Annotated in this window: 13 protein-coding genes; 6 read left to right on the top strand and 7 right to left on the bottom strand. The window is 49.9% G+C overall.

Features of this window, described 5'->3' with window-relative positions:
• Positions 1-73: 73 nt before the first annotated feature.
• Entirely contained in the window at positions 74-3,670 is a 3,597-nt protein-coding gene (locus tag HMPREF9442_RS06290) for a choice-of-anchor J domain-containing protein (protein ID WP_050795496.1), read from the bottom strand.
• A 357-nt stretch (positions 3,671-4,027) separates the two neighbouring features.
• On the opposite strand from HMPREF9442_RS06290, the gene HMPREF9442_RS06285 reads away from it, so the two are divergent.
• Genes HMPREF9442_RS06285 through HMPREF9442_RS06265 form a run of 5 tightly spaced genes read left to right on the top strand, consistent with a single transcriptional unit; the run spans position 4,028 to position 9,673 of the window.
• Positions 4,028-4,525 (top strand): TlpA family protein disulfide reductase, encoded by a 498-nt coding sequence (locus HMPREF9442_RS06285; protein WP_008626546.1) that lies wholly within the window; start codon positions 4,028-4,030, stop codon positions 4,523-4,525.
• Between the two features lie 47 nt (positions 4,526-4,572).
• On the top strand, positions 4,573-6,219 hold the full coding sequence (locus HMPREF9442_RS06280) for a DUF6029 family protein (protein WP_253271048.1): 1,647 nt from the start codon (positions 4,573-4,575) through the stop codon (positions 6,217-6,219).
• 3 nt (positions 6,220-6,222) lie between these two features.
• Positions 6,223-7,017 carry an Omp28 family outer membrane lipoprotein gene (locus HMPREF9442_RS06275; protein WP_008626543.1) on the top strand — a complete coding sequence of 265 codons (795 nt, stop codon included), beginning with the start codon at positions 6,223-6,225 and terminating at the stop codon, positions 7,015-7,017.
• Positions 7,018-7,047: 30 nt separating this feature from the next.
• Positions 7,048-7,791: a T9SS type A sorting domain-containing protein gene (locus HMPREF9442_RS06270; protein WP_157183529.1), complete on the top strand. Its 744-nt coding sequence runs from the start codon at positions 7,048-7,050 to the stop codon at positions 7,789-7,791.
• Positions 7,792-7,804: 13 nt separating this feature from the next.
• Positions 7,805-9,673, top strand: coding sequence for a T9SS type A sorting domain-containing protein (locus HMPREF9442_RS06265; RefSeq protein ID WP_008626541.1), 1,869 nt, complete (start codon positions 7,805-7,807; stop codon positions 9,671-9,673).
• 78 nt (positions 9,674-9,751) lie between these two features.
• On the opposite strand, the gene HMPREF9442_RS06260 is transcribed toward HMPREF9442_RS06265, so the two are convergent.
• Entirely contained in the window at positions 9,752-10,699 is a 948-nt protein-coding gene (locus HMPREF9442_RS06260; RefSeq protein WP_008626540.1) for a LysO family transporter, read from the bottom strand.
• Between the two features lie 160 nt (positions 10,700-10,859).
• Between HMPREF9442_RS06260 and HMPREF9442_RS06255 the strand changes: the two genes are divergently transcribed.
• Complete coding sequence (locus HMPREF9442_RS06255) at positions 10,860-12,389, top strand: carbon-nitrogen hydrolase family protein (protein WP_008626538.1); 1,530 nt, start codon at positions 10,860-10,862, stop codon at positions 12,387-12,389.
• A gap of 126 nt (positions 12,390-12,515) precedes the next feature.
• Here the strand turns inward: HMPREF9442_RS06255 and HMPREF9442_RS06250 are convergent, their stop codons facing one another.
• The 5 genes from HMPREF9442_RS06250 to HMPREF9442_RS06230 all read right to left on the bottom strand — a co-directional run bounded on the left by HMPREF9442_RS06250 (position 12,516) and on the right by HMPREF9442_RS06230 (position 23,164).
• A complete protein-coding gene (locus HMPREF9442_RS06250; protein WP_008626537.1) occupies positions 12,516-13,538 on the bottom strand; it encodes a porin in 1,023 nt (340 codons plus the stop codon).
• A gap of 195 nt (positions 13,539-13,733) precedes the next feature.
• Positions 13,734-15,938, bottom strand: coding sequence for an alpha-galactosidase (locus HMPREF9442_RS06245; protein ID WP_040602718.1), 2,205 nt, complete (start codon positions 15,936-15,938; stop codon positions 13,734-13,736).
• A gap of 18 nt (positions 15,939-15,956) precedes the next feature.
• The gene (locus HMPREF9442_RS06240) at positions 15,957-18,113 is read right to left on the bottom strand and encodes an alpha-galactosidase (protein WP_008626535.1); all 2,157 of its coding nucleotides are present in this window, start codon (positions 18,111-18,113) and stop codon (positions 15,957-15,959) included.
• A 38-nt stretch (positions 18,114-18,151) separates the two neighbouring features.
• Positions 18,152-20,143 (bottom strand): sialate O-acetylesterase, encoded by a 1,992-nt coding sequence (locus HMPREF9442_RS06235; protein ID WP_008626534.1) that lies wholly within the window; start codon positions 20,141-20,143, stop codon positions 18,152-18,154.
• Positions 20,144-20,212: 69 nt separating this feature from the next.
• Positions 20,213-23,164 carry a discoidin domain-containing protein gene (locus tag HMPREF9442_RS06230; protein WP_008626533.1) on the bottom strand — a complete coding sequence of 984 codons (2,952 nt, stop codon included), beginning with the start codon at positions 23,162-23,164 and terminating at the stop codon, positions 20,213-20,215.
• Positions 23,165-23,313: the final 149 nt, after the last annotated feature.

Here is a 23,313-nt window from a genome sequence, read left to right as displayed (position 1 = left end):
GTTCGTTCTGAAACACTAAAGTACCATGCCCAAAGGAACGGGCATGGTACAATGTGGAGGGTAAGGAAGCAGTTTACTTCACGATGACTTTTTTCACTAAAGTTTGATGTCCGGTAGTCACTTTCACCAAAGTAAGGCCACGGTATCCGTTTGTGCTTAATGAGACAAAGCCTTGGCTTTTGGCTGTTCCGATTAAAGTGCCGTTCAGGCTATACAAATTAATTTGTGCCGGGGCATCTGTGGTAATCTCTACGCCACCGTTTACAACTGCAATTTCGACATTCGGTTTTTCTGCTTGTATGTCAGCTATGGCATTAGCAAAATCCGATACATCCAATTTGGCGCGCGCCGAATTGATGACTTTGCCGCTGTTGGCGTCTATCATCATGGTTACGATCTTACAGTTTTTAGCTTTCAGGACTTTTGCAGGAAGCTTGAAAGTGGCTTCGGCCGTATATTCCTTACCGGCCTCGACATTCGGTTGGATATAACCGGCAGTGCCGTAGAATGTATCACCGACTACGCCTCTCACTACATCTACGAAAGGATAATTACGTACGGTGGCGGCAGAGTATTTACCTCCCTGGCCCCATTCGCCTAAAAGTGGGTCGCTGTTGGAACCATAAGAGTTTCTTTGCTTGCCAATCAGGCTATCTTCTAATATTACAGTAAAGAGGTTTACGTTTTGTCCTTTCACGTTTAGGGCATATTGGTATTTATAAGTCATGTTAATCGTACTGTCTGCCTCTACCTTAGCCTTTGCGATGTCGAAGTTTGCATCGGCGCTTATTTCCATTTCTGCAGCTACATAGTCTAACCAACAAGGATGTGCCGTAGAGGTGAAGGTGGCATTTCCATTCTCATCCGAAGTCATGGCTCCCACAGGGACTTGATTGGTACGATTGACGGTGCCCGAAGGGTATCCTGTGATGTTCAGGAATGCGGCATAGCTTTCAAAGCCAGTTCCATAAGGGTCACCGGAATAAGTATGAAGGCTTACAGGGATGAACAAGTCGCCGTAAACATCTTCCAGATTTTCAATGGCCAGAATGCCTTGCGGACAGTTCGGACAATCCTGTCCGGTACCTTCTTCCAATACAACCCGTTTAACGGTCTGGAAAGACAGGTTCTTTACTGAATAGTGAGGTTCACTTTGTTCTTCATCCAATTGGACAAGGATAGTATATTCGTTTTCTTGGCCGATAACCAAGGGTAATGGCTTGTCGAAGGAGAAGTCATACTTATCATTTTCTTTCAGTTCCAGGTTGCTTTCGCTAATTTGGTCTACCATGTTTCCCTGAGAATCTTTCAAGGTTAGTTCCAAGGTCGAGTAAGTGTGGTCTGGTGTCGTGATTCTGATTTGTCCACTGATTTTTATCTCTTTGGCTTTTACCACCGTTTGGTCTGTGGTCACGCTGATTTGGAACTGTTGGTCTTGTCTCACCAAAAGGTTGTCTACGAATACACAACTTTGGTTTTCATTGCTGTTGACAAAAGCGATGTAGATGTTTTTGCCGGCATAAGGTTGTAGGCTTGCCGTGTGTTCCGTCCAGTCTCCGGCAAGGAAGTCTTCATAGTCTCCCGGAGTTTCGATGCCGGCATATATGGTGTCGCATTCGGCTTTGAACTTGGCGATACGTTCGCTGTTCATTGAAGAAAACTCATCTTCAGTTACCCAAACCAATACATAAAGGCTATCTTTTTTATTCTCCCGGAAACTTTGGGCATCAAATTGCAAATAACATCTGTCGTCCGGGATATAGATATGCGCTGTGACCATCCAGTCGTCAGACCTCCCGACGGGGTCATACAACGAAGTGGAAGCAGCGGCATAGTTATTGGGATCATCTTCATCGCGTACCATGGTCCAAGGATAGTTATCGCTATCGTTGAAATCCATTTTTTGCATTTCCTCCGTGGGTTTATTATGGTCTCCTTCATACAACATGGTCTTAGTGAACCCGTTGTTGAAATCCTCTACGAAGAGTGTATCGTTGTCATAACTTACTTCGCGTTCGAATCCGCCGATGTAGTGCAAGGTGATGGAGTCATTACCATTATTGCCCATGATGTCATATACCGCGTTGCGAGGAACCGTCACTTTGTAGTTGTGTCCCTTAAACAAATTGCGGGCTGTGACAGGGAACACATATAATTTATTGTCTGTGACTCCTAAACGTAAGGTGCCGTCCGGGGTCGTTTCGTCGTCTTTGTAAAGGTAACCGATAGCGTCCTCATTGAGGGATAATTGGGTGTCGAACGTTATGGTTATAGGATTGTTGGTGTAATTCAGCTGTTTTACTTCCGTGTTTTCATACGGAGTGGCAGATACCATTTTTACCGGAACATTATCACGTCCTGTATAAGTGACGGAGAGCTCTTTGTTTTTACGTTCCGTGTCGCCTTTGATGGCGATAGTACCGGCAGAAAGGGTCAGGGTATATTTCACTCCTGCTTGCAGGTTTGTGCTGCGGAAGCTGATATTCAAATCCTTGTCATCCGTTTTAAGACTTAAGATCGTACCCGTTTTTTTCCCGTTTTCGTCCGTAAAGGTCACATTGCTTTTGTCTCCTAATAGTTCTATTTCATAGGGGAATGTAAACGTGACGGTTTTAAGAGACGAGAATTCACTTCCGGCCTTCGGATTGACGATGTAGTTACCTAATAAGTCAATATCTGTGGTTGCTGCATCCAAGGTCTCCGGTAATTCCAAAATATAATTTTCTTTTTGTGGAGCTACGAATACAACGATTTTTTTGCCATCCAGGCTAGTGGCTATCGGTGTTCCTGTATTAGAAAAATTAGTCTCCGTAGAGAAGTTGATGCCATAACGTTGAGAGAGAATCAAAGAAATGGGATACCAATATTCTCCCACGCGCACGCTCCAGTCACGATAAGGATTGGTCGGAGGGGTTGCACCCAACACGATTCCATTACTGCATGCTGTAAAACCGGGCATGTCATCTTGTGCATCGCTGTATAGGGTGAATTTATCCGTTTCTATGTCGTAAACGTAACCTTTGGCTGCATCATTTTCCATGTACGCTTCGCCTGTGATATATCGTCCGTTAGCACTGAGATTGGCTGAGTTGATAAAATAAAGTCCTTCGGCACGCGGTGTCCAAACCGTTTGAGGGCCTTCTTCTGTTGTTTCTGTTGTGGTATCGAAACCGATAGGCTGGCACTTCTTGGTTTGGCGGTCATATACAAAAAAGAAGATGCCGGCAGGGCTTACGTAGCTGTATGATATGCAGCCTAATACTTTATTTCCATCAGGGGTTACACCTATCAGACGGCGTTGGTTGTTATTTTCGCCTACCATGTCTTCAAATGGAATGCCGGATAAATCGAGAAGCAGGCCGTCCTGTTGTAAATCCCACATGACGACAGCTTCCATGTAAGTATCTGCGTATAGGCCCCTTCCCACGGCGTAATGGCCATCGGGGGTGATGGCTGTGACTTCTCCACCTACACAGCTGTCGGGTACGGCCAACATGCTCCAACGTTTTTGGGCTGTGATATAGATAGCCGGTTGGCCGTCATAGCTTCCTGCCACCATGCTACCGTCGTCTGTCACGTCATAGGCCGCGCTTGTCAAGTTGGAGTAGTCTTCGCCGGTAAGCAGTTCCGTGACTTGGTTAGAGCTTAAGTCGATAAGTTTGGGAAACATCGTTTTGCTTTCCTCTGTACCATGAGCGGTAGCCCATTTCCCGTTGTTTGAAATGTTAGTAAGGATGGATACATCTTCAAATACAAACGGATGAATGGAGGCTCCTGGAACCCCTTGCGCTTTCGCGCAAAGAAAAAACGCCGCTCCTAATACTGAGAGGGCAATTTTTAATAGACCTTTCTTCATGTTTGGTTATAGATAATTATTAAAATAAAAAATATTTTCGAAATAAAAAACTGATTTCCGGCTGCAAAGATATATAAAAAAACTATTTTTCTTAAAATTAGGAAAGTTTTTTTGCTAAAAGAATGCTTTTTTTGAGAAAAAATAGTATTTTTGCAATCAAAACTTGTATAGATGAAGATTTTAGTAAGATTCTTTAGCTTGTGCACCCTACTGCTTGTAGCGGCAGCGGTTCGTGCGCAGTTGCCTTCTGTCCAGTTAAAAGATTTGGAAGGCAAGACCGTGGATACTTCCAAGTTAAGTAATGACGGAAAACCTTTTGTGATTAGTTTTTTTGCTACATGGTGTAAGCCTTGTAATCGGGAGCTGAAAGCCATTAGCGAGCAGTATGCCGATTGGCAGGATGAGACTGGTATGAAGGTCATTGCTGTCTCTATCGATCAGGCCCAAAATATTAATAAGGTAAAACCATTGGTGGATGGCGAAGGATGGGAATACGAGGTGTTGCTTGATCCCAATAGCGAGTTTCGTCGTGCCATGGGGGTACAGATGATTCCCCACGTGTTCATCATTGATGGTAAGGGTAATATTGCCGAATCACGTAGCGGTTATACAGAAGGTGCCGAAAGTCATTTGATAGAAAAGATACGTGAGCTGATTGCCGGGAAATAATCTGTTATAATATATAATAAGGTATAATGAAAATAAGCTTAAAGCCAATGGCGCTGTGTGGAGCAGGGCTGTTGGCCTTTGTTGCGAATGCGCAGGAAAGTGGACGTAAGGTCGTTTTGCACGGAAGCGTGCAAAGCGACGTGTTGATTCCGGAAGAAGATGAAAAAATCGGGACCGGAACTTACAGTGATTGGGGGCTGACCAATACTTATGCCGACTTGAATCTGATGAGCAAGTATGTCGATGCGGGTGCCCGGTTGGAATTTACGGAATTTCCTCTTCCCGGTTTTGAGCCGGATTTCAAAGGATGGGGAGTGCCCCACATCTATGTGAAAGGAAAGTTGAAGGGGGTGGATATTACAGCCGGAGACTTTTATGACCAGTTCGGTAGTGGTTTTGTGTTCCGGACCTATGAGGAACGTAGCTTGGGTATCGACAATTCCCTGCGTGGTGCACGGGTCAATGTGACCGGTTTGAAGGGGGTATCGTTCAAAGTGTTGGGCGGTCTGCAACGTCGTTATTGGGATTGGAGCAAGGATTCATGGGTCGGCGGTGCCGATTTGGAATTGAACTTGGAACAATATTCGGCACGGATGCGCGACAAGAACATCACTTGGATGGTGGGCGGTTCTTACGTGCTGAAACATGAAAAGGACGAGGACATCGTCGTGCCGGGTACGAACTACCGTCTGAACCTGCCAGAGATGGTGAGTGCCTTTGATGTGCGTTCACGTTTCCAAAAAGGCGATTACAGTTTGTTGGCCGAATATGCCTGGAAAAGCCAGGACCCGTCTTTCGACAACGGGTATATCTATCATCGTGGCAATGCCCTCATGTTGTCGGGGTCTTATTCCCGGCGTGGCATGAGTGCCCTGTTGCAGGTGAAGCGTAGCGAGGACATGGCCTATCGCAGTCAACGTTCGATGAACGGCAATTCGGTGTTTATCAATAATATGCCTGCTTTTGCCTACCAACATACTTATGCTTTGGCAGCCCTTTATCCTTATGCCACGCAGGCTGCGGGAGGCGAATGGGCGTTTCAGGGAGAAGTGGGCTATAACTTTGCACGCCGTACCCCGTTGGGCGGTAAGTATGGCACGAAGCTGAAAGTGAATTTCAGCCATGTGCGTTCATTGGACAAGGAAGATGTGGATGCTGCCGTGGGTACTTCCCTTTACGGGACGAAGGGCTACAAGTCCAAGTTCTTCAAGGTGGGGGGAGAAACCTATTATCAAGACATCAACGTGCAGATGGAGAAGAAGCTGACCAAAGCCTTCAAGTTGAATTTGATGTACATGAACCAACGTTTCAATGATGCGGTCATCCGTCAGGAAGATAACGGCATGATTAAATCGCATATTGCGGTGGCGGAAGGTAAATACCAGTTCAACAATAAACTGACCTTGCGTGCCGAGGCCCAGTATCTGGCTACGAAGCAGGATGAAGGTGATTGGACCTACGGGCTGTTGGAACTTTCCGTTTTGCCGTATTTCATGTTTACCGTGAGCGACATGTGGAACAACGGAGAGAGCAACGTGCATTATTATATGGGTTCCGTGACCTTCAATTACAAGGCGCACCGCCTGATGGCCGGTTATGGCCGCACGCGTGCGGGCTACAACTGTTCCGGCGGTGTTTGCCGTTATGTACCGGCCACGCGCGGTTTCCAGATGTCTTACAACTTTAATTTTTAACGCATGAAGGTAAAAAACTATATATGGGGGGCTTTCGTAGCCTTGGCGACTTTGGCCGGTTGTGACGAAGTGGACGAGCAAGACCGCTTTATTTCCATGGGTGATGTGGAAGTGAAACGTAACGTTTTGTTGGAGGACTTCACCGGGCAGGACTGCTCCAATTGTCCTACGGCCCATGAAGTGGTAGCCAGTCTGAAGGAGCAATATGGAGATGCTGTCGTGGCTGTGGCTGTACATGCAACAAGTGTTTTTGGAATTCCGGAGGGGGATCCGAGAGGCGGGTTGATGTTACCGGATGGCAATGTCTATTTGTCGCAATGGGCCAATCCTGATAATGTATCATTACCAACGGGAGTTGTGAACCGTAGAGGGGGACTTTGTGATTATTCCAAATGGTCGACGACGGTACGTGATGCATTGGCTGAAGATACCCAGGTACAGCTCTCCATTGAGGCCGATTCTGTGGTAGGGAAGGATAGTATAGCCATCCGCGTCCATTTGGAGCCGGGTGTGACTGTGAATGCCAAACTTCAGCTTTGGGTGACGGAGAATGGTATTGTGGCTCGTCAGCGAAACGGGCGTCAGACCGATCGGAAGTATGTGCATAATCATGTTTACCGTGGTGCTGTGAATGGTGTAGGAGGAGAAGAAGTCTCCTTACAAAAAGACATGTTCTTGGATTTTGAGCGGGGCGTTCAGATTAAGTCTGAATGGAACGTCGAGAATCTTTCTGTCGTGGGTTTTGTATATACGGAAGCTGACGGGGTATTACAAGCAGTAGAGTGTGAAGTAAAGTGATTAAGTATTAATAGATAAAATGAAATGATTATGAAAAAAATTTCTACGATTTTATGTGCATCGCTGTTTGCCGTAATGGGAATAGAGGCGCAGACGCTGAAGCTCACTTACGGTGCGCAGGAGATAGGGAACGGGGCTACGGTCTATTTTGGTGACTATGATAAAGATTATTTGGAATACGATAATCAATATGCCTTTTTCCCACCAATATACTTGACTTCGGATGCTAATACAAATGTTGCTGTGGAAGTGAAATCTTTGGATGAGTCAACCATCGATTTTTGTGCTTTTGGGGGATGTATCAATACGAGTGCGGAAAACAATTATACGGTTTTGAAGAATGATGACCGTTGTAAGTTGTTTGCAGGAAAAGAGGAAGACTTGTTGATTGAATATTTTGGGAAAGTCGGTGAAACGGATATTACAATTACCAAACGCGTACAGGTTTCTGCATGGGTGCCCGGTAAAGAATCCGATAAAGTTTATTTTACTTTGGTGATGACCAACGATGATGAACTTCTTTCGGTAGACGGTGTGCAGGCAGATAAGAAAAAGGCTGTGAAAGTCAGTGGTAATGTCATTTCTTACAATTTCGCGTCACCGGCAGGTCGTACACTTTCCGTTTACGGTCTGGATGGTGGCAAGGTAATGTCGCAGGAATTGGAAAATGCCAAGGGGCAGATTTCATTAGAAAACCTTTCTGCCGGGTTGTGGCTTTATTGCATTGAAGGTGCGGACGGCAAGGTGAGCGGAAAGATTGTATTGAATCAGTAAAAAGCAAAAAGGTATGAATAATAAGATTTTAAAGGGGACATTTTCCGCAGCGTTGGCAGTTTGTGCTTTGTCGGTTGCAGCGCAATTACCAGTAGCGGGAGAGCATATTTCACACAAGCAGCACTTGTCTTCGTCCAGTCTGAAAGCATTGCGGGCTGCTTCGCCGGTGAATGCCATTAATCAGAAAGGTGCCAGATTGGCTGCGCCTCGTGTGATGCAAACGCAGGAGGCAGTGGATGTGTACAATGTAATGACGCGTGATACCCCCTCTAAGCCCGGTGCGTTTTATTCTGTAGATGCAGGCTATTATAATTTGGTGCCCGGATTTGCATTGACTATATTGGAGGATGACTCTGTTGTGTATGCGCGTAGGGGGATTTTGGGTTATCCCGACCGTGACCTCCATTTTGCCAACCGTTCCAAAGAAGGTACTTTTAGTGCTTTTGAGTGGGACTTCGATGGGGACAAGTTCTCGGAAGATACCGTATTGATGCATCCTTATTTTGCTAACAACGGGGTATATTTGAATACACCGAAACTGACGGCTACGATGAATGGTGTGGATTCTGTTTATCAAATGGGGTATAGTCAGGATTATGTAGACCAGACCAAGTTCCTTCCGGGTATGGTAGCTCTTTCGGGAATGGCTTACGTTTACAATGTGGATGTAGATGCTGAGCCGTTTGTGAATACCTTTTATTCTGCCCTTAGTCCTACGGATCCGTGGGGAAACGGTAATATGCTTTTTGGATGGGACACGGATACGCAACCGGCTTATGTGGAACTTTTTGATGCGCCTAAGGACGGGGCTGTGGTTTTGTGGGGAACTCATTTTTATGTGTTGACTCCGACAACTGTGGATTTAGGTAAGAAACGTTTTACTGTGAGTTGGGCCGAATACGATTCAAAAAAGGATGAATGGGTCTTGGTAAAAGAGTTCAAGGACGTGAAAGCTAAATTGGATCGTGACCTTTCCACCACTACCTTGCGGGTTTGGGAAGTTGCCGTGAATACCGAAACTCCGGAATGTTTGGTGAACAGCAGTTTCTATGTTATGATAGACGGGCCTCAGGACGGTACGAAGTGGGCTTTGCTTTCCCAGTTGGACCGTATGGACTTTACGGATTCTGAGCGCAATACGGCCTATTATGTGCCGAAGAAAGGGGAATATGCCGGTCAAATGTGCCAATATGTGTTGCAACTTCAGAATGGTAACGAAGTGGTGGATTTCAATTATGCTAGCTCTCTTGATATTCATCAGTATGTGGCTACTCCTTATATGATTATGTGCAAGGATAATGCGCGCCTCGATTTTGTGCAAGACACAAACTATGATTTTAGCATAGACGGTGAGACTCAGAAATATTTGATTTTAGATTGGTTGGGTGGAGCTTCAAATGATGTGACGGTATCGGCCACCGTGTCTAATTCTTCGGATGGCGATTGGTTCACAGTGACTCAGCCGGTGGAAGCTGAAGGCAAATCCAATTTGTTTGCTATCAGCATGACGGCACAGGCCAAGCCATGGAATGTGAAAGGCCGCCGTGCCACGCTGACGCTGACGGATAATAAGGGCTTTTCGCGTGACCTGACGATTTACCAAGGAGATCGCAGTGCTGCCGACGACGCTTTGTCCGTAGAGGCAGTCAATGCCTCCGGCCGGGTGGACGTAACGGCGGCGGGAGAAGGTTTCGACGTGATTTATCCGTCTTCGTACAACCGTTTGGACGTATATGCCACTTCTGGACAGCTCGTGGGTACTTACGCTTTGTCTGCCGGCGGTTCTGCCCATATTGCGGCAGCTTCATGGCAGAAAGGAATTTATGTGTTCCAATTTGCCGGAAACGAAGGCACGCAGGTCGTGAAAGTTTTGAAGAAGTAATTACGGTCCGGTTTCAGGCTTATCCTCATAAAGGCGGGGCATACCATCCAAGTATGTCCCGCCTTTGTGTTTGGAGGATTAAGACAGCGAACAGAAAAAGGGAACTAAAAACGGGACGGTGAAATCGAGGGCAAAACCGTGGAAAATGGAAAGCGGGACAAACTGGTTGCCGCAGCATCCGGCGATGATGGGGAGCGTCGTGTCGCCCGTGGTGGCACCGCCTTGGCTGATGGGAGCCAATGGCCCGAACATGCGATATAGCAGGGGGGCGCCGATGAGTGCGGCCAGTTCCCTGAAGATATTGTACATAAGGGCTATCGTGCCCAGTTCGGCTCCCCTCATTTCCGTGATAAGGATGCTCGAAAGTGAATAATAGCCGAATCCCGACCCCGCTGCCAACCAGTCAGCCGGGGTGTGCCGTTGGATGAGCAGGGCAGTGGAAATCGCCCCCAACCAGGTCCCGATGGCTGTTACGACCGGCAATAAGGCTTGCCGCTTGTCTATTTTCCGCAGGCCGTGGCGCATCTCGTCATTTTGCCCGATGCTGAATCCTACGCACCCCAACAGCAGGCAGAGGGCGTAGAATCCCGCTTCCGGTGGCAGGACGGGAATCCAGCCTAAGCGGGTGCCCGAAACTCCAAAGGCAAAGAACCCTACGATGACCATGCTTTCGCCCGTCTGTTGCCGGATGGAGGGCTTCGGGGAAATGGGAGAGGAACTTGCTTCTGACAGGGAATTTGAGAGACCCGTGTTTTTGTTTTTCGGATGTTTTTGGAGGTACTCCCAAAAAGCCCATGACAGTCCCATGCAGCCCGCGAAGGAAGCCACGGTAAGGATGAGGGCTTCCAAGCCCAAGGTGCCCAATTGGGAAATCAGGTCCGGATTGGCTCCGACTTCGCATCCCATCAGGAACAACAGCAACCATACGGACCAAGTGGTAAGCCGTCCTACGGCTCTGAACGGATGGCGGCGCAGCACGTAGCCTATCGCCGCGCTGCCCCATAAAATCAAAATGACGGTAAACATGGCGCAAAGTTCGCCTTTTTTTCGGAGAAATGAAACCGTATGTCCTTCCCTATACCCGGATTTTGCATCCTTTCGGGCGGATTTAACTCCTCTGGAATGACAGCGCATCCAAATTAGCCGTAACTTTGCACTCTCGAAGTATCTTTATTATATAATAGGAATGGAAAATCAGAATATCGGTAAAATCCAGGTGCGTCCGCTCCAGATAGAGGATTACGGGCAGTTGGCGCAGTCGTTCCGCCGTGTGTATTCGGACGGCAGCGATGTGTTTTGGACTCATGAACAGATAGAGACGTTGTTACGCATCTTTCCAGAAGGGCAGGTGGTGACGGTAGCCGATGACAAGATTGTCGGTTGCGCCCTTTCCATCATCGTGGATTACGATTTGGTGAAAGGAGACCATACGTATGCCAAAGTGACGGGAAACGAGACGTTCTGCACGCATAATCCCAAGGGGAATATCCTTTACGGCATCGAGGTGTTCATCCATCCCGACTACCGCGGCTTGCGCCTGGCACGCCGTATGTACGAGTACCGCAAGGAACTGTGCGAGAAGCTGAACCTGAAGGCCATCATGTTCGGCGGCCGTATCCCGAACTACCATAAATACGCGGATAGGATGCGTCCGAAGGAGTATATCGAGCAGGTGCGCAAACGGGAGATTTACGACCCGGTGCTGACCTTCCAGCTTTCCAACGACTTCCACGTCCGTAAGGTCATGACCAACTATTTGCCCAACGACGAGGAGTCCAAGCATTACGCTTGCCTCCTCCAGTGGGACAATATCTATTACCAACCGGAGACGGCTGAGCCGTTGCCTGCCAAGACGACGGTCAGGGTGGGGTTGGTGCAATGGCAGATGCGCGGTTACCGGACGATAGACGACCTGTTCGAGCAGATAGAGTTTTTCGTGGATGCCGTGTCGGGGTACAAAAGCGATTTCATCCTTTTTCCGGAGTATTTCAACGCCCCGTTGATGGCGGAATTCAACAACCTGAGCGAGTCGCAGGCCATCCGGGGACTGGCCGGTTACACCGACGAGATACGCGACCGTTTCTTGCAGTTGGCCATCAGCTACAACATCAACATCATCACCGGCAGCATGCCCTTGCAGCGCGACGGCAACCTTTATAACGTGGGCTTCCTGTGCCGCCGCGACGGCAGTTACGAGATGTACGAGAAGATACATGTCACGCCCGACGAGACCAAGAGTTGGGGGCTGTCCGGGGGCAGCATGCTGAAGACCTTCGACACGGATTGTGCCAAGATCGGCGTGCTGATTTGTTACGATGTGGAGTTCCCCGAACTGTCGCGCATCATGGCCGACCAAGGAATGCAAATCCTCTTCGTGCCTTACCTGACGGACACGCAGAACGCTTATTCCCGTGTGAGGGTATGTGCGCAGGCCCGTGCCATCGAGAACGAATGCTTTGTGGTGATAGCCGGTAGCGTGGGCAACCTGCCGCGCGTGCACAACATGGACATACAGTATGCGCAATCCGGCGTGTTCACTCCGTGCGATTTTGCTTTCCCCACTGACGGGCGCCGGGCGGAGGCCACGCCGAACACGGAAATGATTCTTGTGTCCGATGTCGATTTGGACCTTCTGAGCGAGCTGCATACTTATGGCGGTGTAAGGAATTTGAAAGACCGCCGGCGCGACCTTTATGAGGTGCGTTTCAAGAGGTAAGGAGTTTCGGAAAAAGATGTGCTGAGAACGGAAAATCAATCTCAGGAGATTGAAAAATCGTTTGGCGCAGAATGAATTTTCATTCTGCGCCAAACGATTCCGGTTTTGTAATATGTTGATAATAAGTTAGAAGCGAGTCATGAATTCAATGACTATCTTGTCTTGTTCGGACACTTTGGGGGTGACTCCGTCATTGTAGAAATATTTCTCATAATTGATACGGATGTCCGAGATGAATGGTTTGGCGATGCTTAGCGTGATGCCGCCGGTGATGCGCTTACGTTCGGCGTCGGTCAGTGTGAGGTGCCCGTTTTCGTCGGCCGTTCCGTCGCTGTGGTCGCCCATGTAATCGAAGCGTCCGAGGAATGAGATTTTGCTGAATATTTTTTTCAGTGGCAGGTCGTAACAAATGAACCCGTCGAAAGCGTTCACGTCCCGGAAGGCATCTTTGGTATAGTGTTTATACAAGTATTCCGCCTCTGCCGTCCATCTTCCGGACTTGTAAGTGATGCCGCCGTCGTACATGTTGACCGAGATATGTTCCGGCCTGATTTTCTGTGCGCTCAGCGTGACTGAAAAGCCTTTGGGCAGTTGCCATTGTGCCTTGGCGGAATAGTTGATGTTGTTGGTCCAGAAATCCTTCTGGTCGGTCAGTCCTGAGCCGTTGAATACTCCGGCCTGCAGGGTGAGGGGCAGCGAGCCGTCTATTTTATAGCCCAACGTGGCTCCCACGTCTCGCACGTTGCCCACTTGCTTGGCTATGAACGAACGGTTGGCGAAGTATTGTTGGTGGGGCGAGCGATGGGCGTCGATAGTGAACGGGACGCGCATCTGCCCGATGGTGAAATCGAAACCTTTCAGCGGGCTGAGCCGGGTGTAGGCATCCAGCATTTTGATTTTGCCTTCGTCGGACAAGTCGATTTCGGCTTTGTAAGCCACTACGGGGGCTACTTTACCTTCGATGCTGACCCGGGCGGTACGCACTTGGAAGCGTCCGGCCTTTTCTTCCGGTTGGTATTCGTATTTTCCGCGCAGTGTGCCGTGGACAACCGGGCGGTAATCCGTTTTGGCTTTTTCTTCTTTCCCTTCGTCGGCTGCGGCAGGGAGGGCGGGCAACAAGCCCAAGGCTAAAATGGCGATTTTCTTCATAATGTGTTGATTTGGGGGCAAAGGTAGGCATTTGATATGAACTCAAGATGTCATACGTATTACGATGATGTTACAAATATACCGTTATTTTTCCTCTCTTCTTCTATTTATGCCAATAAAAAAGGAGTTTGTACTCTAAGAAAAGGTACAAACTCCAGATTCAATGCGTTTCCTATCCGAAAAAGATCGCGGGTTCTACTCAGCAATGAGTTCCAACACGCAGCTGGCGTAGTCGCTTCCCAAAGGCATTTCGATGCCGGTGTTCATCAACAAAGCGCCGGAGAATACTTTGTCGTTCAAGAAACAGGGCTGTCCGCCGGTCTTGACATTCAACTCGCGTACGCGGTAGTTCTTGGCCGGGTCGAGGCCGCGCAGGCAGACGCGGGGTATAACCTGGTTCATGAAATGTTCCATTTTATAGGCGAAGAACACCGCCTTGTTTTTCGCATCGTCAGTGTACATCAGTGAGGCGATACCTTTGTCGTCGTAAGGCGATACCAGACGGTAGAGGTTGCCCAACTGGATGACTTCGCGCACTGACTTGTAGTCCTTCACGGCTTGCGATGCCTGCCGGTATTCCTCTTTGGTCATTTTGGAAGGCTGCAGCTCCAATCCTAAGCGTCCGCTCATGGCCACGTCGCAACGGAACTTGATGGGTACGATACGTCCTGTCTGGTGGTTGGGCGAGGCACTGATGTGCTGTGCCATGGCGTTGGAGGGGTAGAAATACGAGGTGCCCCACTGCATGTAAATACGTTGTAAGGCATCGGTGTTGTCGCTCACCCAGAACTCGTCGAAGTAGGGCATGACACCGTAACTGGCGCGTCCTCCGCCTCCTCCGCAGGCTTGAATCAGCACGTCGGGATACTTGGCGCGGATGCGTTCGAGCACTTTGTTCAAGCCGCGATGGTATTCAATGTATATGTGCGACTGTTTGTCCTTGGGCAGGTAGGTGGAACCATAGTTCTTCAGTTCCACGTTGGCATCCCATTTGATGTAAGCAATTTGAGGATGCCGGCTCAAAAGGTTGTCTACGATGCCGAACATGAAATCTTGCACTTTGGGGTTGCACACATCGAGAAGCATCTGTGTGCCGCCACGCCCGTATTGCAAGGGGCGTTCCTTGACTTGCAAGGCCCAATCAGGATGTTTCTCGAACAGTTCGCTCTTGCTGTTCACGGCTTCCGGCTCTATCCAGATGCCGAACTTGATGCCGTTCTTGTCGGCCTCCCGGATGAGCCCTTCGATACCGTGGGGCAGTTTCTTTTGGTCTACCACCCAATCACCGAGCGAAGAGTTGTCCTGCACGCGGCGGTACTTGTCGCCGAACCACCCGTCGTCCATGACGAACAGTTCGCCGCCCAACGTGGCAATGTCCTTCATCATTTCGGCCATGGCCGGTTCGTTGACATCGAGGTACACGCCTTCCCAACTGTTGAGCAGCACAGGGCGTACCTGATTACCGTGGTGCAGCATACCGGCGTGGCGTGCCCAACGGTGGAAGTTACGGCTGGCACCGCTCAGCCCCTCGCCGGAGTAAGTGAGGGCGAGCTTCGGGGTGGTGAATACCTCTTCCGGAGCCAGTTTGTATTCCGAGCTTTCGCTGTCGATGCCCGCAAAGACACGGTGTACGAAATTATTGTCCGTCACCATGCGGATGGCGTAATTTCCGCTCCAACAAAGGGCGGCGCCGATGACGCGTCCTTCGTTCTCGTGCGGTTTCCCGTCGAGCGAGAACATGACCTCAGGGTGATCCAGATGGCCGTTGCGCGCCCCGTCCACATTCTCTATCATCTTGATGCCCGGTGTGAGCGGTTCGGTCGTGACATGAGTTTCGGCAGCCCATGAGCCATGGAGGTGCGAAACCCATACGTCGCCGCGGCGTATCAGGAAATGTCCGGAGTCGAAGCGTTTCAGCACCACGGTTTTCTTTTCAGTGTGTGAAATCTCGCTCCACGTCTCAATCATGTCGATGTCGTTGTAAGCTTTGTAGTAGAGCTTCACTTGGAAAGGATAAACCTTGTCCTTCAGCGTGATGGCCGTGAGTTTGGCGTTGTCGAGGGTTGAGGTCTCCACGTTTTCCACGGTCAAGTCCGTGGTCCAGTTCCCGTCGGCATGTACGGCTTGCAAAGCAAAAATCTGGTGGGGCGGTTGGCCGAAAGTAGGGTATGCCGTGCGGTTCAGCCCGTCCCATGCGTCGTGAATCTGGTGTATCTGGCTCTCTTCGATGCGGTCGCCGAAGTAGGCGAAGCGCAGGTCTTGGCCTTCACCGGCATGGAGAAGCATGGATGTGTGCGGAGTGGATACCAGCACGTTGCCTTCCCATGCGAAACAATGCGAAAAAGGTAGCGCGCTGCATGTCGCAGCGGCTACCCCTATGATATAACTTCTGATTTCCATTTCTTTTTGATTGAATGTTTATTCGGCTGTGATTTCCACCACGCGGCTGTAAAGCTTGTTGCCGGTGAAAAGGTTCAGCCCGACTTTCATCAGGTAATCACCGGAGAATACGCGGTCATTACCTTCAAGCGAAGAGCCCTGGCCCGGCATCATGTTGATTTCCTTCACGCGGTACTGCTTGTTGGCATCCAAGCCTTGCAGGCGTACCGGGAGGAGCTTCTCGCCATAACCCGGATACACATCGAAGGCAAAGACCACGGCTTTGTCCTTGTCCTTGCATACGAATTGGTTGGCCGCATGGGTGCGCAGGCCTTCGTAGGGAGACACGAGACGGTAGAGGTCGCCTTCCATGATGGCCGGACGCAGTCGTTTGTAGTTCTTCACGGCACCTTGACAGTAGGTAAGGTCGTCACTGCTCATGTCGCTGAGCTTGATGTCGAAGCCGAGCTTGCCCATCATGGCCACGTCCGTGCGGAACTTGATGCTCGCGTTCTTGTTCCATGTGGTGACGTGGGCGCTCATGGACTTGGCCGGATAGAAGAACGAATAGCCGTATTGGATGAACAGGCGTTGGATGGGGTCGGTGTTGTCGCTGGCCCAGAACTCCGTGAAATACTTCAGAGCCTCGTAGTCGATACGGCCGCTACCACCTGAGCAAAGCATCATCGGCAACTTCGGATACTTGGCCTTGATGCGGTCGAGCACCTTGTACAGGCCGCGCACGTAGTCTACGTAGAGATGAGTCTGCTTGTCTTTCAGATACGGAGAGTAGATGTTGGTAATCGGGCTGTTGCAGTCCCACTTGAAATAAGCGATGCCCGGATATTTGGTCATCAGGCCGTCTACTACGCCGAAGACGAAGTCCTGCACCTCGGGGTTGCTCAGGTCGAGAACCATTTGGTTGCGGAAGTAATATTCGTCGCGGTTGGGCAAGTGAATCACCCAATCCTTATGCTTCTCGTAAAGTTCGCTCTTGGGGCTGACCATTTCCGGTTCAATCCAGATGCCGAACTTGATGTTGCGTTTGGCAGCTTCGTCCACCAACTTCTGGATGCCGTGGGGGAGCTTGTGTTTCGTTTCGTCCCAGTCACCCAAGCCTTGTGTGTCGCTGTGGCGTTCGTATTTGTTGCCGAACCATCCGTCGTCGAGCAGGAACATGTCCACGCCCAATTTCACGGCATCGCCCATGAGTTCCACCAACTTATCCTCGTCGAAATCGAAGTAAGTGGCCTCCCAGTTGTTCAGCAGGGTCAGGCGGTCTTCTTGTCCGTCTTTAAGTTGGTATTTGCGTGCCCAGTCGTGGAAATTGCGGCTGGCCTGTCCGCGTCCGCAGTCGCTGTAAGTGAAATAAAAGTCCGGTGTGCGGAACGTTTCGCCTTTGGGCAAAGAGTATTCCGAGAAATACGGGTTGATACCGGCAATGACGCGAAGGTCTTTCTTGTTGTCCACCTCGAATGTGAAACGGAAGTTACCCGTCCAGCCCAACGTGCCGAGTATGACTTCGCCTTCGGTTTCGTTTGATTCCTTGTCCAACGAGAGGATGAACATGGGAGGCGTGAACATGTTGGCACGTGCGCCCAGTTTCGTGTCGAGCACTTTCTTGCCGAAGTTCAGCGGTGTGGTGCTCATCGTGGCCTCATAAATCCAGTCGCCGGAAAACTCCGTGAGGTAATAGGCCGGGCGGCTGAAGTGCAGCATGGCGGAAGCATAGCGTTCCAGTTGGATAGGCTTCTTCTCCTGATGGCTGATTTCAGTAAAAGTCTTGATGATGTTTTCTTTGGCATAGGACACATAGTGGAGCTTCACTGTGACGGGATACTTGTCGTCTTGCATCGTGATGACCGTCTCGTCCACACCCGGCTGTATGTTCTTTTGCTCGTGCGACACGTGCTTGAGTAGCAGCGACGGGTTGGCATCGTTGTGGTGTACTTCGATGGCCGGTTCAAAGTAATCTTCCATGCCGTGGGTGAGGTATACCTCGTTGCCTTGCGGAAGGTGTTGCAAGTCGTTGTCGTTGGCCAACCGTTTGCCCAAGTACGACTGGTAGAGGCGGCCGTTGTCTTTGACGCGCAACACCATGCCGATCTGGTCGGTGTTGATTTTGATGAACTCGTCTGCCGCGACGGTAGATGCCGTTGCGAGCAGGCATAGTGATAAGAATGATTTGATTTTCATAAATGATCAAATGGTTTATGTTTTGAATAAAATTGTTTTTACCAATTATCGGTACGGAAAGGAGCCACGGGGAAATTGCCGGGTGTGCGCAATGTGCACTCCGGATTATCGGCCCATCCGTAACGGACGGCTACCGGCACTTTGACATAGTGCGAGTAGACCACCACATCGTCGCCGTCCGTATAGGCCTCGGCGGGGTAGAACACATGGTCGGGGCCGGCAATGGTGAAGCCCTTGATGTCTTTGTTCTGCTCAAAGCGTTCGCCGATGGCGGGGATTGTGAACGAAATACGGACCTTGCCGTCGCTTCCCACCGTGTAGTTGTCGTAAACCGGTGCTTGCGCGGGTATTTTCTGCCCGTAGGTGTCGGCCAAGGAGATGGCGGCTAAACGGCGGGCCACTTCTTGTTTGTTTTTGGGATGGATGTCATGCGCCTCGCCGATGTCGATATTGCCTGCCATTCCGGTGTGGGCCAGATGCTGCGCTTTGGATTGTGCTTCACGAAGGGCGGCCCATGGCGAGTCTGCCTGTACCAACTTGCGGTCCAAGTAGTTGGCCAGTTGCACAAAATAGAATGGCATGTCGGGTTGTCCGAACTGCTTGCGCCAGTCTGTAATCAGCGTTTGGAAGAGGCTTTCATATTCTTCTGCACGTCCCACGTTGTTGCAACCCTGATACCAGATGACGCCTTTGATGGGATATTCCAGACAGGGATGTACCATTCCGTTGAAAAGTACGGAAGGGAAAGAGGAATGCTCAGGATAAATCGGAGCGGGAGGCATGTCGGCCAAGGAACAGCCTACGCGGTATTTCCAGTTCCCGGCCAGAGAGAGCATGTCCTTGTCCGACAGTTTGAGGTTCATGTCCTCTGCTTTTCCGGCTATGCCGCCTTCACCGCCGTTGTCGTTGACTTTGATGGCCAATGTGTTCTTGCCTGCCTTGACCAGACGGCCCGGTACGGTGTAATGGCGCTGTACGTTGTAGCCTGCGCCGTTGGCGATTTGCTCGCCGTTCCAATAGATGATGTCTTCATCGTCGATGATGCCGGGATTCAGTTGCAAGTCTTTACCTGTCCATTCGGATGGAATGTCGATTTGCTTGCGGAACCACACCACTCCGTCGAAATTGGGGAGTCCTTTGCCTTCCCAATATCCCGGGAGTTCCATTTGTTGCCAGTCGTTGTCATCCAAGTCACTGCCAATCCAGCACTCCTTTCCATTTTGGAAGCCTTTGTCCACTTTGCTGAGTTCGGCTTTCCATTGTGCCTGTTCTTTTCCGTATTCGGCCATGATCTTGTCGCGGTCGAAGCCCAATGCTTCCAGTTGTCCGACTTTCTTTTGATAACCCATGACTTGTTTGAGCGATTCGGACGAGGTCCATGCTTCGGCAGGTGTCCCTCCCCAAGTGCAGTCGATGACCCCGACCGGTACGTTCAGTTTTCGGTGCAGTTCGCGGGCATAAAGGTAAGCCACGGCAGAAAACTCCGGAACCGTGGACGGTGAGCATTCTTTCCAACCGCCCATGGTGGATTCTACCTGATAGGCGTCGAGCGGTGCCACCGAGGTGTGTTTCTTGACTTGGAAGAGGCGGATGCCGGGGTAATCGGCCGTTGCGATTTCTTGTTCGTAGTTTTTGATTTTTCCCCATCCGGCTAAAGGCATTTCCATGTTGGATTGTCCGGAACAGAACCAGACTTCGCCCGCCATAACATTGTCCAATACGGTCTTTTTACCGTCGGACAGGGTGATGCGGTAAGGGCCTCCGGCTGCCGGAGTTGCGATCTCGATACGCCAGTTGCCTTTTGCGTCCGCTTGGGCTTCATAGTGTTGGTTGTTCCAACTGGTTTCCACGCTTACTTTCTTGTTCGCCTTGGCTTTTCCGAACAAAGTCATGGTGGTTTTCTGTTGGATGATCATGTTGCTCGTGAAGAAAGCGGGCAATGTGACTTTTGCCATAACCGGCGTTTGCAGACTCGCACAAGCTAACACGGCACAGAAGCCCATGTCACGTGTAATGTTTTTGATTTTCATGTCTTAAAGCATTTAAAAACATCCGGTCGGGGGAGGCGTGCGGAAACACCTCCTCCGGCCGGATAAAGTTTATAGGTTTTGGTTGTATGGTGCAACGATAAGCTTGTAAGAGCCTCCCTGTAGGAGCGACTCGTCAAAAGTGATTTGGATGTTCTTCTTTTCTCCCGGAACCAAGGTGAAGTAGTTGTCGTTCATCAAGGCCGGGAGCAAGCGTTCGCCGTCGGAGGTGCGGACGGCTTGCACGCGCACGCCGAAAGCTACGGCATCGGCTGATTTAGGCAGTCCGATGGTGGCTTGTATTGTGGCTTCTCCGTTTTTGCGGGTCAGTTTCGATGACACGTTCAGTTTCACGCCCGGAAGTTGGTTGAGGGCATTGAAATTGGTACGTTCATTACCTCTCCAGTAATTGTTCTCGGAAACCACCTTTCCTTCTTTGTCTTTCAGGGTCAGGCGGAGGAAATGCACGTCGCTCAGCCCTTCAGAAGGTTTCGTGCCGCTCAATACGTCCATGCTCCACAAAGAGTAACCGAACCACCAACCCAGTTCTATGCCTAGCATACGTACATAGCGGGCTTTGATTTCTTCAGGGAAGAACACCTCGTTGATGCCTTCGCGCCCTTCTTCTGTCTTGTAGACTTCTGTCCAACTTTTGGCATCGTTGGAAACTTGTATCTTATAAGACTTTCCGTATGCGGCTTCCCAGTTCAACCGTACGCCGCCTACCATCTTTTCGCTGCCGAGGTCTACATAAATCCATTCGTTATCGGCACGGACGGCAGCCCAACGGGTGTCGGCTTTGCCGTCGGTCACGAAAGCCGGTTCGCCTTGGTTGGTTGAAGAGGCGTATGCCGGGCAATTCAGTGACAAAATGTCGCGGTCTGTATTGAATTTGAGCTTGAAGCATTGGGCTACGGCGTTGGAAGTCGAGTTGACGGTAGCTTTTTCACTGTAACGGGCCACAGGTTTACCGTCCATGTTGTACACGGTTGCCTCGGCTGTCAGCCCTTCATAGTCTTTGGTCGTGGTATTGGCTACCTTTACTTCCTCCGTCACGGGATTCCAGTAGATATGCACCGGTTCGCAAGCCTGTTTACAGCCGAAATAGGCTCCCGTCAGGTCATAATAGTAGTCATAAGTCTGCCAAACCATGCTGGGATAAGACGCGCCGCTCATCCAGAGCATGACTCCTGTGGCATCGTTCCACATGTGGTCGAGCCAACCTTCATAGAGGGCTTTGTTGCTTTCGTAACTCACCCATTGCGATTTCGTACAGAATTCCTTTGCATCCTTCGCGCCGCCGTAGCTGTTCTCGATGACCGCCGTATGGCGCTCCGGCCCGGCATTGAAAGCCATCTGGCCGAAGTAGTGGAGGTTCCACATGTCGTTGATGGGCCACAAGTCTTTTTCGGGCATGAATTTCACGAGGCTTTCATAGTTGGGTACTGCAGCTGTACCGATTTCCGTGCGGAAGCCCCATCCGCGTGTGAAGCCGCTACCCGATTTGCAGTCCGGATAAGCTGTGAAGTACCAACGTTGGTCTTTTGCGTCCCAAGGGCCGCTGCCGCTCAGGCCACCGTTGTTGGAACAAGGTTGGAAATGACGGTCTCCGCCGTCGAACGTGCGTATGTTTTCCGCCATCCATCCCGTAAGGGGCGGTTCGGGCGTGCCTTCGTTGTCACCGCACCATACCGCGATGGAGGGGTGGTTGCGGAAACGTTTGATTTTCTCCATCATGTTGTTGTTGAAGGCATTCAGGTCGTAGGGCAGGTTCGGATTGGAGTTAATCCAGAAATCGTCCCAAATCATGATGCCGAGTTCGTCGCAGCTTTCATAGAATTGTTTCTCGGTCACAGAACCCAACCAGTTGCGAATCATGTTGAAGTTCATTTCCTTGTTCAATTTTACCCAAGTGCGGATATGTTCAGGGTTGCTTCTCAACATGTATTCGCTCATTCCCCAGTCAGAGCCTTTGACGAAAACAGGTACGCCATTGATGTAAAGATGGAAGACTCCGCCTTTCTTGTCGTATGAATATTGACGGATACCGAAACGGAATTCCTCGGTTTCCGAGGTCTTACCGTCATTGACCACTTCCAAACGGCAGGTATAGAGATGAGGTTCTCCGTAACCGTTGGGCCACCAAAGTTTAGGGTTGTTCACTACCATTTGCGGGAAATAGCGCTTGTCGAATTTGACGGTTTTGGTCTCTCCGGCTTGCAAATCTACTTCCTGACTGAAGGTGATGTTACCCGGAGTGATGGTACCTTTTACCGTAGTTTTGCTTTGTGAGCCGCCATTATTGGTGACTTCGGCCTGAAGGGTAAGCTCTGCGAGGGAACGGGAGACGAGTTTCGACCTCATCCAAGGGTCGGTAATCGTGCTTTTGCCCGTATTTTCCAACCAAACCTTGTCGGTGATACCGGAATTAAGTCCTGGAACGTAAGGCATCCAGTCCCATCCGCCGCTGGAAAGGTAATTGGGGCTTCCCTGATTGGCCAAAGGAGTACGGGGAATATCCACCAGTACGGCCAATGTGTTGGAACCGTTGCGGTCTACTAATTGGGTTACGTTGAAATGTCCGCGGTGCATGAAACCGTCTAAGTTTCCTAAATGGTTTCCATTCAGGTAAATTTGACCTTTGCGGTTAATTCCGTCGAAGTTTAACCAGATGATTTCTTTGTCGAAATCGGATGGAATCTTAAATTCCGTACGGTACCAGAAGCTGCGGTCGTATTTCTTTCGGTCGACTTTCTGTATGTTGTCTCCGAAATTAGGGTCTTTTTCTTGGCCGGCAGTCACGTATGACGTAAAAACCGTGCCCGGCACGACTGCTTTGACGGCCTTGGGATTTTGGTAGCCGTTCTGCGTAAGGCGCAACATGTCTTTTCCTACTTCTTCTTCGGGCATTACGGTCCAGGCAGCATTCTGAGTATCGCTATGCAGATAGCTTACTTGTGCGAAAGCTTGCAACGAGCCGAACGTGCTCCACAGCAACAGGCCGAATAGTTCTTTTGTTCTCATAATAGATCAGTGAATATTTTATTTAGTGACTACTTATAAAAAAGTCGGATTATTTTCCATCGATTGCATCGTAACTATTAAGTTAACCATGCAAATGTAAAGGATGAAAAATAATCCGACCAAAAGTAGTACTTCATAAAATACTACGT

It is taken from the genome of Paraprevotella xylaniphila YIT 11841 (assembly GCF_000205165.1).
In the GTDB taxonomy this organism is placed as follows: Bacteria; Bacteroidota; Bacteroidia; order Bacteroidales; family Bacteroidaceae; genus Paraprevotella; species Paraprevotella xylaniphila.
This window is presented reverse-complemented; position numbering and strand designations above follow the sequence as displayed.

What these genes read in the sequence shown, in the direction of transcription:
- HMPREF9442_RS06275 (WP_008626543.1), top strand. Translation starts at nt 6,223, where the DNA reads ATGAAGGTAAAAAACTATATATGGGGGGCTTTCGTAGCCTTGGCGACT.
- HMPREF9442_RS06260 (WP_008626540.1), bottom strand. Translation starts at nt 10,699, where the DNA reads ATGTTTACCGTCATTTTGATTTTATGGGGCAGCGCGGCGATAGGCTAC.
- HMPREF9442_RS06250 (WP_008626537.1), bottom strand. Translation starts at nt 13,538, where the DNA reads ATGAAGAAAATCGCCATTTTAGCCTTGGGCTTGTTGCCCGCCCTCCCT.
- HMPREF9442_RS06270 (WP_157183529.1), top strand. Translation starts at nt 7,048, where the DNA reads ATGAAAAAAATTTCTACGATTTTATGTGCATCGCTGTTTGCCGTAATG.
- HMPREF9442_RS06255 (WP_008626538.1), top strand. Translation starts at nt 10,860, where the DNA reads ATGGAAAATCAGAATATCGGTAAAATCCAGGTGCGTCCGCTCCAGATA.
- HMPREF9442_RS06285 (WP_008626546.1), top strand. Translation starts at nt 4,028, where the DNA reads ATGAAGATTTTAGTAAGATTCTTTAGCTTGTGCACCCTACTGCTTGTA.
- HMPREF9442_RS06240 (WP_008626535.1), bottom strand. Translation starts at nt 18,113, where the DNA reads ATGAAAATCAAATCATTCTTATCACTATGCCTGCTCGCAACGGCATCT.
- HMPREF9442_RS06280 (WP_253271048.1), top strand. Translation starts at nt 4,573, where the DNA reads ATGGCGCTGTGTGGAGCAGGGCTGTTGGCCTTTGTTGCGAATGCGCAG.
- HMPREF9442_RS06265 (WP_008626541.1), top strand. Translation starts at nt 7,805, where the DNA reads ATGAATAATAAGATTTTAAAGGGGACATTTTCCGCAGCGTTGGCAGTT.
- HMPREF9442_RS06290 (WP_050795496.1), bottom strand. Translation starts at nt 3,670, where the DNA reads ATGTTTCCCAAACTTATCGACTTAAGCTCTAACCAAGTCACGGAACTG.
- HMPREF9442_RS06230 (WP_008626533.1), bottom strand. Translation starts at nt 23,164, where the DNA reads ATGAGAACAAAAGAACTATTCGGCCTGTTGCTGTGGAGCACGTTCGGC.
- HMPREF9442_RS06235 (WP_008626534.1), bottom strand. Translation starts at nt 20,143, where the DNA reads ATGAAAATCAAAAACATTACACGTGACATGGGCTTCTGTGCCGTGTTA.
- HMPREF9442_RS06245 (WP_040602718.1), bottom strand. Translation starts at nt 15,938, where the DNA reads ATGGAAATCAGAAGTTATATCATAGGGGTAGCCGCTGCGACATGCAGC.